Source organism: Streptomyces sp. V4I23 (assembly GCF_030817975.1).
Classification (GTDB): domain Bacteria; phylum Actinomycetota; class Actinomycetes; order Streptomycetales; family Streptomycetaceae; genus Streptomyces.
The window spans coordinates 1,860,326-1,876,732 of sequence record NZ_JAUSZW010000004.1; the positions used below are offsets into that span (position 1 = coordinate 1,860,326).

At 72.1% G+C, this 16,407-nt stretch carries 16 protein-coding genes; 5 read left to right on the forward strand and 11 right to left on the reverse strand.

The genetic code is table 11. From position 1 onward, the window contains the following. Positions 1–293 precede the first annotated feature (293 nt). Positions 294–425: a hypothetical protein gene (locus QFZ82_RS10585; protein ID WP_307712920.1), complete on the forward strand. Its 132-nt coding sequence runs from the start codon at positions 294–296 to the stop codon at positions 423–425. 81 nt (positions 426–506) lie between these two features. After that, complete coding sequence (locus QFZ82_RS10590; RefSeq protein ID WP_307712921.1) at positions 507–1,238, forward strand: hypothetical protein; 732 nt, start codon at positions 507–509, stop codon at positions 1,236–1,238. A gap of 60 nt (positions 1,239–1,298) precedes the next feature. Here the strand turns inward: QFZ82_RS10590 and QFZ82_RS10595 are convergent, their stop codons facing one another. Further along, positions 1,299–1,886 (reverse strand): O-methyltransferase, encoded by a 588-nt coding sequence (locus QFZ82_RS10595; protein ID WP_307712922.1) that lies wholly within the window; start codon positions 1,884–1,886, stop codon positions 1,299–1,301. Between the two features lie 81 nt (positions 1,887–1,967). Here QFZ82_RS10595 and QFZ82_RS10600 point away from each other — a divergent pair, with 81 nt between their 5' ends. From QFZ82_RS10600 to QFZ82_RS10610, 3 genes are read left to right on the forward strand one after another with little or no spacing between them, the layout of a single operon-like run. Beyond that, positions 1,968–3,041: a pyridoxal phosphate-dependent aminotransferase gene (locus QFZ82_RS10600; protein WP_307712923.1), complete on the forward strand. Its 1,074-nt coding sequence runs from the start codon at positions 1,968–1,970 to the stop codon at positions 3,039–3,041. 1 nt (position 3,042) lies between these two features. After that, positions 3,043–4,365: a pitrilysin family protein gene (locus tag QFZ82_RS10605; RefSeq protein ID WP_307712924.1), complete on the forward strand. Its 1,323-nt coding sequence runs from the start codon at positions 3,043–3,045 to the stop codon at positions 4,363–4,365. Between the two features lie 4 nt (positions 4,366–4,369). After that, a complete protein-coding gene (locus QFZ82_RS10610) occupies positions 4,370–5,650 on the forward strand; it encodes a pitrilysin family protein (RefSeq protein WP_307712925.1) in 1,281 nt (426 codons plus the stop codon). Here the strand turns inward: QFZ82_RS10610 and QFZ82_RS10615 are convergent. The 10 genes from QFZ82_RS10615 to QFZ82_RS10660 all read right to left on the reverse strand — a co-directional run bounded on the left by QFZ82_RS10615 (position 5,567) and on the right by QFZ82_RS10660 (position 16,314). Beyond that, positions 5,567–6,955 carry an MFS transporter gene (locus QFZ82_RS10615; RefSeq protein ID WP_307712926.1) on the reverse strand — a complete coding sequence of 463 codons (1,389 nt, stop codon included), beginning with the start codon at positions 6,953–6,955 and terminating at the stop codon, positions 5,567–5,569. The genes QFZ82_RS10610 and QFZ82_RS10615 overlap by 84 nt on opposite strands. Further along, positions 6,952–7,602, reverse strand: a complete 651-nt coding sequence (locus QFZ82_RS10620) for a helix-turn-helix transcriptional regulator (RefSeq protein WP_307712927.1) — start codon at positions 7,600–7,602, stop codon at positions 6,952–6,954. Before QFZ82_RS10620 ends, QFZ82_RS10615 begins: the two co-directional genes overlap by 4 nt. A 142-nt stretch (positions 7,603–7,744) precedes the next feature. Beyond that, entirely contained in the window at positions 7,745–9,031 is a 1,287-nt protein-coding gene (locus QFZ82_RS10625) for an MFS transporter (protein ID WP_307712928.1), read from the reverse strand. A gap of 29 nt (positions 9,032–9,060) precedes the next feature. Beyond that, complete coding sequence (locus QFZ82_RS10630) at positions 9,061–10,284, reverse strand: hypothetical protein (RefSeq protein WP_307712929.1); 1,224 nt, start codon at positions 10,282–10,284, stop codon at positions 9,061–9,063. Continuing rightward, entirely contained in the window at positions 10,281–11,513 is a 1,233-nt protein-coding gene (locus tag QFZ82_RS10635) for a GNAT family N-acetyltransferase (protein WP_307712930.1), read from the reverse strand. The genes QFZ82_RS10630 and QFZ82_RS10635 overlap by 4 nt, the downstream gene beginning before the upstream one ends. A gap of 2 nt (positions 11,514–11,515) precedes the next feature. Beyond that, positions 11,516–12,652 carry a cation:dicarboxylate symporter family transporter gene (locus tag QFZ82_RS10640; protein WP_307712931.1) on the reverse strand — a complete coding sequence of 379 codons (1,137 nt, stop codon included), beginning with the start codon at positions 12,650–12,652 and terminating at the stop codon, positions 11,516–11,518. After that, the gene (locus QFZ82_RS10645) at positions 12,649–13,254 is read right to left on the reverse strand and encodes an NADPH-dependent FMN reductase (RefSeq protein ID WP_307712932.1); all 606 of its coding nucleotides are present in this window, start codon (positions 13,252–13,254) and stop codon (positions 12,649–12,651) included. Before QFZ82_RS10645 ends, QFZ82_RS10640 begins: the two co-directional genes overlap by 4 nt. Next, positions 13,251–13,964: an O-methyltransferase gene (locus QFZ82_RS10650; protein WP_307712933.1), complete on the reverse strand. Its 714-nt coding sequence runs from the start codon at positions 13,962–13,964 to the stop codon at positions 13,251–13,253. Before QFZ82_RS10650 ends, QFZ82_RS10645 begins: the two co-directional genes overlap by 4 nt. Positions 13,965–14,112: 148 nt before the next feature. Further along, positions 14,113–14,886: a LuxR C-terminal-related transcriptional regulator gene (locus QFZ82_RS10655; RefSeq protein WP_307712934.1), complete on the reverse strand. Its 774-nt coding sequence runs from the start codon at positions 14,884–14,886 to the stop codon at positions 14,113–14,115. A gap of 90 nt (positions 14,887–14,976) precedes the next feature. After that, positions 14,977–16,314 (reverse strand): cation:dicarboxylate symporter family transporter, encoded by a 1,338-nt coding sequence (locus QFZ82_RS10660; RefSeq protein ID WP_307712935.1) that lies wholly within the window; start codon positions 16,312–16,314, stop codon positions 14,977–14,979. Positions 16,315–16,407: the final 93 nt, after the last annotated feature.

Genomic DNA, 16,407 nt, shown 5'->3' on the forward strand with positions numbered 1-16,407 from the left:
CGGTCGCCGTCTCGATGCGCGACTCCAGCCACTCCTGGGGAACGTCGCTGTCGAGGTCGGCGAGCACCTGGTCCAGAGCCTCGGCCAGTTCGATGTTCGACATGCGTGAACTCCTTTCTCGGAATTACTGCGGACAGCGCCATTATTCACGCCACCCAAACTCGTCAAACAGAGCTGGCCGCTTTCCGACCTGGGCGTCCTGACCCGGCCAATGCACGAGACTCGTTGACAGTTCCGACCTGCCGACCGAAGAATCGTCAACGACGTCACAGCCGAAGGGAGGTGATGAAGAAATGGCTTCCACGCAGCAGATCAACCAGAAGCTCGAGGGTGTCGTCGGCAAGCGCCTGTCGGCCCCCGGCCAGGAGCCTCCGCGCCTGGTCCGCGCCAACTCGGCGTTCGCCAAGCCGAGCGAGAAGAAGTAAGTCGCTCGGGATGGGAGGCGCCTCACCCGGCGCCTCCCATCCCGTCGGCCAAATCCATCAAGGAAAAAGGAGAAGCCCGGCATGTACGACGTCCTGGCCGACCTCAAGAACCTCTACAAAGAGCGCGAAATTCAGCTGGGTGAGCTCTACGTCGAGTCCATGACGTCGGCTCTCGACCACCAACTCTCCTACCAGGTGCCGGCCATGTACGGCATTACCAGGACGCTATTCGACAGCCCGAAGATGATCGCCTGGAATCTCGTGCAGAACGGAATCGACGAGGCAAAGGGTGCCGCGCGTATTCAGATCATCGCGGAGAAGTACGCCGAGCCGGACCTGCACAAGAAGATGATGCGGCACGTCGGCGAGGAGCTGAAGCACAGCCGGCTGTTCCTCAACATGGTGCAGCTCACCGGCTACCAGACCGTCGAGGTCGACTTGGCCGACGGTGAGGAGCAGGTCGGGCAGGTGATGGACTTCGACGACGACCTGCGGGCCTTCATCTGCCGCGTCCACTCCATCGAGATCCGCTCCTGGACGGTGCTGCGCTACTACCTCGAAGCGCTGCGTTCGATGTCCCGCCGGGACATTGCCGAGGAGATGATCCCGGTGATCGAGCACATCATGGTCGACGAGATCAACCACGTCATCTACACCGGTGAGGCCATCGACGGCTGGCTGCGCGAGGACCCCTCACTCAAGGAGACCCTCGACGAGTGCTTCGCGCACACCAACCGGGAGACCTGGCAGGACATGGCCAGCATGACGAAGTACCTCGCGGACAACTACTCCTTCGCGCTCACGCCGGAGTGAGATGCGCCGGTGCGGGCCGGGCGTCCGGCACCGGGGGCCGGGCGGCCGTCCGTGCGGCGGTCAACCGACGCGCACGGCCGTCAGGACGCCGTCGCCAACCTGCTGGAGGTGAACGGCGAACGCGGCATCCTCCTCCAACAGGGCTCGGAACCCGGCGAGTTGCTCGGCGTGGCTGACCGCGTTGTCCACCGCGACGATCCCGCGCGGCGTCAGCACGCGACGCAGCCGGTCCAGGTAGCCGGAGTAGGCAGGCCGTTCGGCGTCGAGGACGACAAGGTCGACCGAGGCATCGTCGGCCCGGGCGAGCACGTCCGCGCCGTCGGCGTGCAGCACGTCCGCGTACGCGGCCACGCCGGCCCGCTCCAGGTGGCGGCGCGCCGCGTCGGCCCGGTCCCGCTGCGTCTCGACGGTGGTCAGCCTGCCTCCGGTGTCCCGCACCGCGTCGGCGAACCAGATCGCCGAGTACCCGTTGGACGTGCCGATCTCCAGCACGTGGGAACTCCCCTGGGCCCGGATGAGGAGGCTGACGAGACCGGCCGCCTCGGGCGTCATGTTGCGCAACCGCAGCAGCCGGTCGGCCAGCGGCGCGTCGTGTTCCCTCCCCTGCCGGAAGAGGTCGTTCAGGTAGGCGGCCAGTACCGCGTCCATGCAGACTCCCGTCGAGCTGTCGACCGCCCCGGCTGCGACGGCGTTCAGCTTCCCGTCGGCACCGGACATCGGAGACCGTGCGTGGTCCACCCTATCAACCTGACGTCCGCCGAGATCGCGGCCGCGCCCCCGCGTCCGGTGCTGGCGGCCGCCATGGCCCTACTGTCCCGGCCCAGCGCCTACACCCCGCCCGGCGGCAACCCGGCGCTGCGCGAGGTGGTGGCCCGGCACCTGAGCGAGCGGTCGCTCAGGCCGACCGAGGCCGACGAGACCGTGCTCACCACCGGCGCCTCCGGGGCCATCGCGGCGCTTGTGCTGGCCCGGGTACCCGAAGGCGGCGCCGTGCTGGTGCCCGACCCCGGGCTGCCGCTGTACGAGCGCACCCTACGGCGGCTCGGCCGGCGTCCGGTGCGCTACCCCTCGCCGCTCGGCCCCGACGACGGGCGCTGGGCCGACATCGTCGCCCAACACGGTGGCAGCGCCCACGCGTTGCTGTGGAACTCCCCGCACAACCCCACCGGCGTGGTGCACACCGCCGAGCAGCTACGCAGTGCCGCGCGGCTGGCCGCCGAGCACGGGCTGTTCCTGATCAGTGACGAGGTCTTCCACGACCTCGTCTGGCACGGCACCCACCACTCCCCGTTGCGCTGGGCCGATCCCGAGGCGTCGGCCGGCGTGTGGAGCGCCTCCAAGTCCCTGCGCCTGTGCGGCCTGCGGGTCGGCTGGCTCGCGGCGTCCCGCGCCAACGCGGGGGAGGCGGCGCGGGCGGCCTGGGAGCTGCACATGAGCTCCCCCGTGCCGGGCCAGGTCGCGATGGGCGCGGCGCTACGGGTGTACGGCGACGTGTGTGCCGAGTCGCGCGCACAGGTGGCCGCCAACCTCCCGGTGCTGGCCGCCGCCTTCCCCCCGGGCTGGGCCACGCCCACGCGGGCGGGCACGTGCCTGTGGGTCGACACGAGGAGTTCGGGCATGTACGACACGGAGTTCGCCGCGCACCTGCATGCCGAGTGCGGGGTGGCCGTCTGGCCGGGGAGCCGCTTCGGGCCGGGTGGGCGCGGCCACATCCGGGTCAACGCCGGCGCCGAGCCGGCCGCCGTCCGGGAGGCGGCGCGGCGGATACGGGCCGCGGTCGGGACGACGGCGGAGGCGGGCTGACGTGGAGACCGCCACGCCCGCCGTGGGCACCGACCGTCGTACGCTGCTCGACGCCTTGGCCGCCCACCGCATCCCGCTGTCCCAGCTCGACCTGCCCGGGCTGCCCCGACTGCTGGTCTCGCCACGGCCCGGCTCCGGCGGAGTCGGCGTGGCCGTGGCCGCGCCCGCCGGGTTCCGCAGCGAACTGCCGGGTGAGGAGGGGCTGGCTCATCTGCTGGAGCACCTGATGTTCCGCAGCGGCGAGGAGGACGGCGGCTTCGTCGACCGCGTCCACCGGCGCGGCGGCAGCACCAACGCCTCCACGCACCTCGACCACACGCTGTACTGGCAGGAACTCCCCCGCCGGGCGCTGGAGGAGGCCCTGCGGGACGAGGCCGCGCGCTTCTCGGACCCGCTGATCACCCCAGCGGCGGTCGCCCGGCAGCGGGAGATCGTCCTGGAGGAGATCGCGTCCAACGTGGAGAACCAGCCGCTCGGCGGGTTCCCCTGGGCCCGCTTGCCCGCGGTCGCGTTCCTGGACCATGCCAACCGCCACAACGGATACGGAACACGGGAGTCGTTGGCGGCGGCCACCGCGGAGTCTGCCGGCGGCTTCTGGTCCCGCCTCTACGATCCGCGCCGGCTGTCGGTGGCCGTTGTCGGAGACACCAGCGTCGAGGAGGTGCGGGAGATCCTGCTGCGGGCCTGGCCGGCCGCGCCGCCCCGTGCGGTGTCCGCGCCGCCGAGCCCGGGCCGCTTCCGGCCCGGCCGGTACCGGGAGACCGACCCGTTCGTCACCGCTCCGGCCGTCGCCGTCGGATGGCCCGTGCCGCCCGCCGAGACGGACCCGTTCGGACACGCCACGACGATGCTGCTCGCGGACGTCCTCGGCGGTGGCGGTGAGAGCCGGCTGCACAAGCGGCTCGTCCAGGAGACCGGGTTGGCCCGGATGGCGTCCTGCTACGTCGGCTTCAACGACCCGCTGCAGTGCCGCAGCCCGATGCTTCTGGTCGCCGAGGCCCACCTCGCCGAGGGAGCCGACCCCGACCATGCCGTGGCGCTGATCGAGCGGACGGTGGCTGACGTCGGCGCCCACGCCGAGGACGACGCGGTCGCCGGTGCCGCGCTGTTCTCTCTCCTGGCGTTCTGGCGCGGCCTGGAAAGCAGCACCGGGCTGGCCCGCGCGCTGGCCGCGCACAGCGTCCTGCACGGCTCCGCGGACCGGTTGTGCGCCCATCCCACCCTCGTGCCGCGCGTCGGCGCCCGGCAGGTGGAGCGGTGTGCGACTGAGCTGCTGACCACCGAACCCGCCGTGCTCGTGGTCCTTCCCGAGAAAGGACGATGAGCCCGTGACCGCTCGCGTGTCCCCGCCGTCCGCCTATCGTGCGCCCGTCAACGGCCTGGCCGCGGCGGCGGTGCGCCTGGACACGGTGCCGCTGGTCGAGGTGCGGCTGAGGCTGCCCGTGCCCGTCCCCGACCCGCACTCGGCGGCCGCGACGGAGGTAGCGGCCGAGATGCTGTTCGGACCGGAGGCGCCGGTCACCAGGAGCCTCGCCCGGCTGGGCTGCTACGTGGTCGCCGTCGCGGACCAGGACGCCCTGTGCGTCGCGGCCACGGGGCCGGCCGCCGCCCTGCCCGAGCTGCTGTCCGGGATCGGCGCCGCCGTCGCCCGCCCGCCGACCGGTGCCGCAGTTGTGGCCTCGGCGATCCGTTCCCTGGCCGAGCAGAGCCGGGCGGCCGACGACGACCCCGAGACCGTCGCGACCCGCGCCGTGCTGGCAGCCGCCTACGGTTCCGGCTCACCGTACGCCCACGAGCTGCCCGCCTCCGACCTCGCCGCCTCAGTGCGGCCGGAGGAGGTGCGGGAGCTGTGCGGGCGGATCACCACGGCCGGTGGCAGCGTCGTGGTGGTCGGGGACCTCGACCCCTCGCACGCCGTCGAGTCGGTCGTGCGCCACCTGGACGGCCTGGGTGGCCCACCGGTCCCCCCGGCCCCGCTGCCCCCCGTGCCGGCGTCGGGCGTCAACCTCGCGGTGCACCGTCCCGGCGCCCGGCAGACGACGTTGCGCCGCGTCCTCGTCCTGCCGCCGCGAGCGCGGGACTCGGCCGCCTGGCGGGTGTGCGACCTGCTGTTCGGCGGTCAGCCCTCCTCTCGGCTGGCGCACCGGCTGCGGGAGGAGAACGGCTACGCCTACATCGCGCGCAGTCGGCTCGTACGGCGTCCCCGCCGCGCGGACCTGCGGGTCGTCGCCGACGTGGGCGCGGCCGTCACCGGTGCGGCGCTGGCTGCGCTGGACGACGTCACGCGGCGCATGGCGGACGGCGTCGGGGAGGACGAGCACACGGCGGCCGGCGCGTTCGCGGCGACCAGCCTGCTCATGTCCCACGGCGGCCAGAGCGACCTCGCCGGCGTGCTCACCCAGGAACTCGGCCTCGGTCGCGGCGCGGACGACGTCGAGGGCGACGTCACGGCCCTGACCGCCGTGACGCGGGACGAGGTCGAGTGCACCGCCCGTGAACTGGCGCTGGGTGCCTGGCACACGGTGCTAGTCGGCGACCTCGACGGGATCGGCCGCCATACCCTTCCGGCCGTGGGCGGCGCCGACTGGATCGTCGCCGGCCGGCCGTGAGGGCCCTTCCCCGGCCGCGGGGTAGTCGTCGCTGTCGAAGCGGTACAGCCCCGGGCACAGCACCGCGACGAGCACGGCACCCACCATGGAGACCACACCGCCGGAGAAGACGGCCACTCGCGGGGAGAGCAGCGAGCCCAGCGCTCCGGCCTGCGCGTCCCCGAGGTGCGGCCCGCTGCCCACCACCATGATGTACAGCGCGGACATGCGGCCCCGCATCTCCTCGGTGGTGATCGTCTGCACGATGGTCGAGCGGCACACGGCGCTGACGCTGTCGGCGGCGCCCGCGACCGCGAAGCAGACGAGCACGCCGGCGAAGGCCGACATCGTCCCGGCGAGCGCGATGGCGCCGCCCCAGCAGAGCACCGCCCACACCACGACCCGGCCCAGCCGGCGCACCCGCTTCAGCCAGCCGCTGGTCAACGCGGCGACCAGGGCACCGAAGGAGACCGCGGAGAGCAACAGTCCAGTGCCCTGCGCCCCGACCTGGTACGTGTGCAGGGAAAGCACCGGGAAAAGGGCCCTGGGCATGCCGAACGTCATCGCGATGAGGTCGATGCCGAAGCTGCCCAGCACCGCGCGTTCCCGCCAGGCGAAGGCGAGGCTCTCGCCGATCGACCGCAGCACGGGCGGACGTTCGGCGCGCTCCGGCACGGCCGGACGGTGCCGGATCATGAGCACCGTGGCGATGAGGCCGGTGAACGTGACCACGTCCACCGTGTAGACGAGCGCCGGCCCCCACCAGGCGACCAGGAACCCGCCCAGCGCCGGACCGATCACGACCGTCACCTGCACGATGCCGTACCACAGGGAGACGCCGGACCGCAGCAGCCCCCCAGGGAGCACCTGCATCATCAGGGCCTGCCGCACCGGTCCGTCGAACGCGGCGGCGGCTCCCGTACCGCCGGCCAGTGCGTAGAGCAGCAGCGGCCCGGCGGTTCCGGTCGCGGTGGTGACCGCGAGCGTGCATATGATCGCGGCGGATGCGGCCTGCGAGCAGATGAGCACGCGTCTGCGGTCGTACCGGTCGGACAGTGCGCCGCCGAACAGCGAGAGTACGGCGAAGGGCACGAACTCGGCGAGTCCCAGGAGGCCGACCTGCCACGGCGAGCCGGTCATCCGGTACATCTGGAACGGCAGGGCGACGAGGGTCATCTGGGACCCGAACCGGCTGATCACCCCGCCGATCAGCAGCAGCCTGTAGTCGCGCGACGTCCGGAAGGCGGAGGTGTCGACCACCACCGCCCCCAGCACCCGCTGCCACCGTCCCGGGGGCCGCTTCCCGTCGCGCCGGCTCCTCGTCACTCGATCCATCCCCGTTCGACGGCCCGGGCACCGGCCTCGAAACGGCTTGCGGCCCCCAGCCGCTCCATGAGCTGGGCAACGAGGCGGCGCACCGTACGTTCCGACAGGCCGAGGCGTCGCGCCACGGCGCGGTCGGTCAGCCCCTCCATGAGCATGTCCAGGAGCTGCCGTTCCGTTTCGGTCGGCGCCGTCTCGCCCCGGGCGGGGAGCGGCTCGGTGTACTGCGCGACCAGCCTCACGAGCGCCCGGAGGGCATGCAGCGTGGCGGCGTCCTCGACCTCCTCGTAGCAACAGCCCGCCTGAGGACGGGAGGTGACCAGCGCACCGTGGGCTGTGAGGAGCATGGCGCCCGGCGGGAGCCGGATGCTGTGACCGACCTCGGCGCCGTGGCCCTGCTGCCAGGCGATGTGGTCGCCGAGAGCGGGCTCGCTCAGAGCGGCGGTCGGGTAGACGATCCGGATGCGGCCGTCCCGGTCCCACAGGTGGGCACCGCTGCTGTTCAGCACCTCGATCAGCGGGTCGTCGAGTGAGGTGTAGTTCCAGTAGCAGGTCACGTCGCCGTCGTCGGCGGCGAGCAACCGGGCTGCGGCCCGCGCCAGTTCCGTTGTGTCGGAAAGGCACCGCGACGTATAGGTGGTCGAAGACATGGTTGTCCTCTCATCCGGGTCCCCGAGGCCACGGTGGTGACAAGATCCGCACTGATGTTCACACGGATTTCCGGCGCGCGGTGCCGCGTTGTCCGTCCTGTCCGCTACTCGACAACCGCATCCGGTACCGGACAGACGGCAGTCAACGGCCGGCGGGCCTCTTCTGACCGCCGTCCTCGTCCTCGGTTCCGCCGCCCGGCACGAGCGGCGAGGCGGTGGCGGACGGTCGCGCCCCGTGGTGTCGCCGGGGGAAGCACGCCCACACCAGCAGCGCCAACCCTCCAGCCACGACCGGGAGCAGGAGCCAGTAGGTCCTGTTCGTACCGCCGTCGCCGGCGAGCAGCGAGGCCGTGACGTTGGCCACCGCGCCGCCCACGGCGATGCAGACGCCCACCAGCCCGAAGGCCGTTCCCCGGCCCTCGGAGCGGACGGCGGATGTCACCTCGGCGTCCAGGCGGGGATCGATGACCACCTCCCCGAGGGAGAAGAGGAGCATGCCCACGATCAGCCATACCAGCGCTCCGGTGCCCATCAGCCCGAAGCCGGCCCCCATCGTGAGCAGGCCGCCCGCGACGACCAGTGCGGTGTTGCTCCAGCGGCCTATGGGCACGCTGACGAACAACTGCAGCACCACGACGGCCACCGCGTTCACCGCGAAGAGGACGCCGACGAAGCCGGGGCCCTGGTGGCGGGAGGCCATGAGGGGGATCGCGAACTCGAGCTGCACGTAGCAGAAGCCGAACGCGGTGGCGGAGGACAGGATCCACCACAGGCGCGGGTTGGCGCGCAGCACCTGCGGTATCCCGCGGAAGAGACGTCCGCGCCTCGTCCCGCCGGGAGCGCTGTCCAAAGCCGGTGCGGTGCGGCGCAGCCGCCGGAGCCCGGGCAGAAGCGCGAGGAAGAGCAGCGCCGTGACGGTCAGCCCCGTGTCCGGGTCGCCGAGCAGCAGCAGCCCGCCGATCAACGGGCCGAGGGCCAGACCCGTGTTGTTGACGGCGCTGCGCACCGCGAAGACCGAGGCCATTCTCGCCGGGTCGGCGACGAGGCCCGCCAAGGCCGACTTGCCCGCCGGGACGAACAGCGAGCCGCCGAACCCCATGAGGGCACAGGCGACGATGACCCAGGGACCGGCGGAGAGGAACGCCAGCATGAGATAGGACAGCGCGCGCAGGGCGACACCCAGGCACATGGTGTTGAGCGCGCCGACGCGGTCCGAGACCGCTCCGCCGACGAGCATCAGGCCGAACTGGCTCCACACCTTGACCGCCAGCGCCGTCCCCACGACGAGCGGGGACAGGCCCTCGTGCTGGGTCAGGTGGATGGCGAGGTAGGGCGTCACGATGCCGCTGCCCAAGGTGATCGCGAAGTTGCCCATCAGCAGGATCAGGCAGCCCCGGGTCCGCCGCAGCAAGGCCAGCGTCTCGCGCACTTTCGGTTCCCACTCCCCGTGTCGTCAGCTCACCGGAGGCTTCCGGCCTCGTCCTCGGCCACGTCGATCTCGTACGCCTCGCACACACGGCGTACCGCAGGCCCCGCCTCGTCCGGGGTGCCGACCCGCAGGTACACCAGCGCGCTCGCCGACGCCGAGCCGAGCGGTCCCCGGACCGTCTCCCCCGGGCCGTGCAGCATCTCGACCTTGACGACGGAGGGAAGGGCCTCCAGCGCCGCCGCGGGCGTCTGCTTCACGATGCGCCCCGGTCGCAGCGGGAGGTAGACGTGGGCGACGACCCCGTCCCGCGTCCGTGCGGTGGCGTCGTAGGGCCGACCGCACGACGCGCGCAGCGCCGCCCGCCACACGTCCACACCGGTGTGCAGGCGCAGGGCTTCGGGGATGCCGCCCCCCGCCGGGCGGCACGCGATCTCGCCCACCACCAGGCCGTCGTCCGTCTCGAAGAACTCCATGTGCGTCACGCCGTCCCGCAGCCCCAGGCTGCGGACCGCCTCCGCGTGCAGGGCCCGCAGGGCGGCGTTCACCGGGTGGGCGTCCGGCAGCACGCAAGAACCGAAGCCGGCCGACCGCTCCAGGACCGGCTCCAGGTAGCGTGAGCCGACGGCGAACACGACGTCGCCGTCGTGCACGACGCCGTCGAGGTGGTGCTCGGCACGCATCGGGACGAAGCGCTCCGCGACGAGCGGGACCGTCAGCGCGGCCAGGCCGGCGGCCTCCTGGGACCGGCGGAACCGCTCGTAGTGTTCCGGGCCGCGGAGGACGTGGACGTGGTGCGAACCGCCCCCGAGCAACGGCTTCACCACGACCGGCCACCCCGTTGTGCGCGCGATGCCCGGGACGGCGTCGAGACCGGGAAGGAGGTGGAAGTCGGTGACCGGCAGACCGCCGTCGGCGAGCCGCTGCTTCATCACGTACTTGTTGGAGAAGGCGTTCGCGGTGTCGAAGCCGGTGCCCGGGATGCCGAAGTAGCTGCGGAGGTGACCGGCGGCCTGCTGCCCGTGCTCGAACGGCGCGAACACCGCGTCCAGCCGACGCTCCTCCAGCACCCTGGTGCACTCGGCCCTCACCTCGTCCAGGTGGGCGAGGCTCTCGACCAACCGCACGTCCACCTCCGGTCCGTACCGCTGGACATGGCCGTGTTCGGTGATGACCGTTAGGTGGTCCTGCTCCAGTTCCTCCCGGACGTGGTCCGGGAGCACCTTCTTCTTGGTGTGCAGCAGCAGTACGTTCACGGGATCGGCTCCTTCACGAAGCGCTCCAGGTAACCGGCGTTCCGCCGGCGCAGAAACTCCAGTAAGGCGCCGAGCCGTTCCGCGTCCCCGGCACGCGGCACCCAGACCCACATCTCGCGCGGGTGCACGGTCGCGCCGCGCTGGGTCTTCGCCTCGAAGCCCTCGAAACCCAGCCGCACGGCGCCTCTGCCCGCGGCGACCGCCCGGTCGATGGGGTGGTAGAAAGCGGTCCAGGCATAGGACGTGCTCCGGTCCGCCAATTCGTAGTCGCAACCGTAGGAGAGGAACAGACTGCTCCCTCGGCCCACGAAGTGCAGTGCACAGGCGATGACGCGGCCGTCCCGCTCCACGGCCGGGACCGTCACCGCATGCGGCTGCCGCGTGCCCAGTTCCACACGGGCGCGCCGGATGGCGTCCACATCCGGGGTGGTGCCGTACTTGGCCAGCGTGGCTGCCTCCAGTTCGGCCATGCGCGCGGCGTCGGCCGCCACGTCGAGCTCGCCGGTCACCAGGCCCGACTCCGCCAGCCGTTGCCGCTCGACGCGGTGGCGTCGGCGGTACCGGCCGGGCAGCGTGCCCAGGAACGCGTCGTAGCTGTCGCAGCCGCCGGTCCGGAAGAGGGAGGCGGCCGTGACCACGCCCCGGCGGAACCCGCACGCGTCGAGCACGCCGCGCAACACGCCGTCCCCCGGATCGACGAAGGGAAACGCCACCGCTCCGGCGCCCGCGTCCAGCGCCGCCTGCTGGGCGGCACGCACCAGCGCGTGCGTGGTCTCCCCCGTCTCTCCGGGGGACGCCCCCGCCCGGCACCGCACGAGACTGCGGTCGAAGCCGCGGACGACGAGGGCCGCGCCGAACCGGGCGGCGAGCCGCTGCCACAGGGGGCCGTCGTCGCCCGGGGCGCCGGCCGCGACCACCAGCTCGCGGTGCCGGGCACGGACCTCGGCGGCGGTCCTGGCGCAGGCGCCGCCGAGCCGCAGCGCGGAGTCTGCGGCGAGGAACTTCCACGGGTTGCTCGTCATCGCGGTACGCGGCGTCGTAAGGGCACCGTGCAGCGCGCCCGCGAGACCCTTCCGGTCGTAGGCGGCGACCACCCGGCTCTCACCCGGTTCCAGGTACTCCCGGAACCGCAGATAGCCGTAGCCCGCGTCGGTGTCCGCGCCCCGGGTGAGCTCGTCCCACTCCTGGCGGTCCAGCGCGGTCAGCCCCGGTAGCGTCCTCGTACGCACCTTCACCCCTTCCCTGGCGCGGTCAGCGCCAGGGCCCGCCCGTCCTGCGGGGCCGGGCCGGCCACCTCGGAGTCCGGCGCCCGCTCCGTCGGCTCATACAGCGCGGTGAGCATCGGCGTCTCGCCGAAGGGGCGCCGGCCGGCCACGACCTCGCTCAACTGTTCCTTGTCGACCTCCTTCGTCCACGTGCCGACCAGCACGGTGGCCGCCGCGTTGGTGAGGTAGATGGCGGTGCCGTCAAGGTTGAAGGAGTATCCGGTCGGCACCGTGACGCCCACGACCGGGCGGCTCACCCCGAGGTGCTCCATCTTCGCGATCAACCGCGGCAGCGCCGACTCGGAGGACGACGCCGAGGGGATCAGCAGGAACTCGCGTCCGAGGTACCTGAGCAACGAGGGGATGCCCGCCCTGGCGACGAGCCGCAGGACTGCGCCCAGGACGATGAACACGAACAGGAAGCACGCCACGTAGAAGCCGACCATGATGACCGCCAACGACCTGATCGCGTCGACGCCGGTTTCCCCGACCACCGCAGCGATGGCCCCGAACGCGCCGACCGGTGCGAGCCACATGATCATCCCGAGGACGCGGAGGACGACCTTTTGAAGGTGCCCGATGCCGCGCAGCACTGGGTCGCCGGCCGCGCCCATCGCCTGCAGGGCGAAGCCCACCAAGAGGGCCACCAGCAGGGTCTGCAAGACCTCGTCCTCGGTGAGCGCGGAGACCAGCGTGGTGGGAATGACGCCGAGCAGGAAGTCGGCCGTGCCTTCGCTGGTCCCCTCCGCCTTCCCGGCCCCCGCCTCACGGACCTCGTCCGTGAGGTCCAAGCCGCTGCCCGGGTCGATCACGTTGCCGACGAGGAGTCCGATGGCGAGCGCGACCGTGGACGCGGTGAGGAAGTATGCGAGGGCGCGTCCGCCGACGGAACCGACCTTGGCCGCGTTGCGGACCGATCCGACGCCCAGCACGATCGTGCAGAGGATGACCGGCGAGATCATCATCTTGATCAGCGCGATGAACCCTTCACCGAGGGGCTCCAGCTCGACCGCGGCCTCCGGGGCGGCGAGGCCCACCGTCACGCCGGTGAGGACGGCGGCGATGACGGCGAGGCAGAGGTACTGCGTTCTGTCCCTGTTCACTGCGGACTCCTCCCCCGGTCGACGCCCGCCATCGCGGGACGGCCCGTCCGGCAGGCCATCGAGGTCAGAGCGCGGCACACGTCGCCCAGCCGGTCCAGCGCGGCGGGCGCCACCAGCTCGGGGCCGCCCCCCGCCGGGTGCGCGAAGTCACCCGGTACGGTGACGAGTTGCTCCGGCACGGCGACGGCGCGCAGCGCCCGTACCACAGTCCGCAGGCCGTCGCAGACCTGTACCGCCGAGAGGTTCTCGCCGTGCGCGACCAGGGCCACCGGCTTGCCCCGCAGCCGGCCGGCGTCCAGATGGTCGAGCGCGTTCTTCAACACCCCCGAGTAGGCACCGTGGTAGGCGGGTGAGGCGAGGACGAACGCGTCGGCGCGCGCGGCCAGCAGCGGCAGCTTCCGCGCGAGCGCGGCACCGTACCGTTCGGGGCGGCCATGACACTCCGCTTCGACGACGGGCAGCGGGTGGGCGGCCAGGTCCCACAGCAGCGGATCGGCGCCCTCCTCGACCAGGCAGTTCGCGCCGGCCCGCAGCACCGCGGCGGTGTGCGAGCCATTGCGGGGGCTGCCGGAGATCATGAGCACCTGCGGTCGGACTGTCAAGGTGTGCTCCGCCCGTGGACGCTGAGTTCGATCCCGTACTCGTCGACGGGCAGGGCCACGCTGCCGCGGTAGACATCGGACCTGACACGCGCCAGGTAGGGCGCCAGGTCCGCCGTGAATTTGGGGTAGGCGGTGTCGTGCGCCAGGACCAACGCCCCGTCCGCCAGATGCGGTTCGACGGATCTGAGGACCTCGTCGTAGATCCCCTTCCGCCGCACCGGGTCGTCCGCGTCCAGCAGCACCAGCGACCAGCCTCCTGGCGGCGGCGCGGGGGGCGTCCGCCCGTCACGTGTCTCGAACCGCACGGTCCCGGCGTATCCGGCACGCCGGAAGTTCCGCGTCGCGAGGGCGGTCGCCCCGGCGTCCACGTCCAGCCCGACGGCGCACTCGCCCTCGTAGCCGCAGGTCGCCCCGAACCCGGCCGCGGTGAGGAACCCGAAGAGGTTGCCGGCGTAGGTGCCGACGCCGAGCAGCGCACGGGGCCGCGCCGTGGCCGCGATGCCGTACAGGACGCGGGCGGCGAGCGGCGTCAGCGAGGAGAACGGCACCTGGAAGGAGTCCTGGATGCGCGCGCGAGCTCGGTGGAAGTCCTCCCACACGTCGGCAGGGGGCTCGGGGAGCGCGCCGCCCTCGTACAGCCGGCCGAGCACGGTGCCGGCGACCCGGTCCGCCTGCTCCGTGGTCAGACGACTCAGTCGTTCGGTCTGCATGAGAACCGCCTCTCTGCGTACGGGCGGAGGGAAGTGAGAGAGAGAATGCCCGCGTCCCGCCCACCCGCGCCCGGCGTTGGCCGCTGTGCGACCGCCACTGTCGGAAGCCGGACGTGACTGAGGACGTGTCCGCTGCCAGTCGCGGACGTCACGCGGTCCTGCCGTGTGCGCCCAGCCAGCCGAGCCGCGCGGCCCGCACGCCGGCGTCGAACCGGCTGCGCGCGTCGAGCTCCCCCATGATCCAGGCCACCGTGCGCCCGACCGTTCGTTCACAGACCTTCAGCCGGTGGGCTATCTGCTGGTCCGTCAGGCCCTGGGCCAGCATGCTGAGCACGGACTGCGTCTGCCCGTTCGGGAGCCCGTGTTCATCGGCGCTTAAGTTCACCGACGCGTCCCACAGCCCGCGGAAGAGGTACTGCACGACGCTCACCGTCTCCGGGCAACGTGACACGGCCTGCTCCGCGGGGGACGCCGCACGGGGGCCGGACGCGCCGAAGCCCGGACCGACCACGCAGGTGTCGCAGTCCACCACGGTGAACGTCACCGGCACGTCGGACGCCGCGCGCATCTGCGCGCCCGCCCGCGCCAGCCCGCGCGCGTACTCCTGGACGGACGGCGACTGGAGCAGTCGCTCGTCCCAGATGACGCTGACGCGCACCCAGCGCCGCAACAACTCCTTCAACAGGGCCGCGTCGCGCCGCAGTCGTTCGGGGCGGACGTCGGAGGCGCACACCAGGGACACATTGTGCCGGGCCGACCCGAGCACGGCTTCCCAGCGCTCGTCCGGATCGCGGCGCGGCCGGTCGTGGTCCCCGTCCCGCTCGGACTCCGTCGGCAGGTCCGAAGCGCACGGTTTCGCGAGCTGGTGGGGCGGGTGGGACGGGGGAGGCGGGAGCAGGTCGGCGGGTATGAGCGTGAGCATCGTCTGTCTCCGTCGATAGTCGGGGGTACGGCCCGGGAGATCACAGTGGTGCGGTCGTCGTGTTCGGCTTCCTCGGTGAGGTGGGCGGTGTCAGTCGGAGATGGTGACCTGGACGACTGCCGGGTCGTCCTCGGGACGGCGGCAGTCGGCGGGGCGCGGGGCCGCAAGGGCCTGCCGCAGGCGGTTCTGGTCCAGTTGACCCACCCACTTCGTGATCACGACGGTGGCCACGGAGTTGCTGAGCAGGTTGGTGAAAGCCCGGCCCTCGGACATCAGCCGGTCGACGCCGATGACGAGCGCCACGGTGGCCAGCGGCACCGAGTGCGAGATGGAGATCGTCGCGACGAGGGTGACCAGGCCCGAACCCGTCACGCCCACCGCGCTCTTGGAGGTGATCATGGCCAGCGCCAGGAAGAGCATCTGGTCGCCGATGGACAGTCCGGCCCCCGTGGCGACGGCGAGATACACGGCGGCTGTCGTCAGGTAGAGGCACGTCCCCACCAGGTGGAGGGAGTACCCCCCGGCCAGCACCGGTGCGGACGTCGCCCGCGGCGCCCCGGCCAGCTCCAGCTTGCGCAGCACCTGCGGGAACACCGACTCGGACGACGAGGTGCCCAGCAGCACCAGGAGTTCGCTGCGCAGGTAGCGCATCAGCAGCAGGAGCGAGAAGCCGTTGATCCGGGCGAGCAGGCCGAGGCCGACGAAGATGATCAGGGCGCAGGTCGCGTAGAAGACGAGCACCAGGTAGGCGAGACCGCGCAGCGGCACGAGCCCGAACCGGCTGACCGTGAAGGCGGCACCGCCGAACGCCGCCAGCGGGGCGCCGGCCACCAGCACCCGCACCGCGCAGAAGAAGATGTGGCCCAGCCGGTCGATGAGGTCGAGCACCGGCGCACCCCGGCGGCCCGACATCGTCAGCGCGACGCCGAAGAGCGCCGCCACTACGAGGACGTGGAGCGCGTTCCCGCTGGTGAAGGCCGCGACGAAGGTGTCGGGGATGATCCAGTCCAGGCTCAGGGTGCCGTCCGCCGAGCCGGCCGCCGCGCGTTCCAGCGGCACCACGTCTTTCTCGCTGACCTGTGACGCGTCGACCTCGCCCACGGGGAGGATGGTGAAGAGGTTGCCGACGCCCAGGCCGAGCAGGAGGGCCAGCGTCGTCGCCGCCTCGAAGTACAGCAGCGCTTTCAGCGACAGACGGCCCAGCCGGCGCCCGCTGCCGAAGGCGGCGATCCCGCTGACCACGGTGGTGAAGATGATCGGCGCGATGATCACCGTCATCAGGGAGACGAACGCGTCGGCAAGGAAGCGCATCCCCACGGCGTACTGCGGCGCCACGGCCCCGAAGACGGCACCCGCCACGAGACCGACCACCACCCATAGGGTCAGTGCGCGGTGCAGCCGACGACGGCCTCCTGTTGCCTTCCCCACTGCCGCAAGCCCCCTCTCGAAGGCACCCCGTAGGTGTTCGGTACCGGACGCCGGGAGGCTCCGGGGCCGTGCTCGGTCACGCTACGAGTCCCG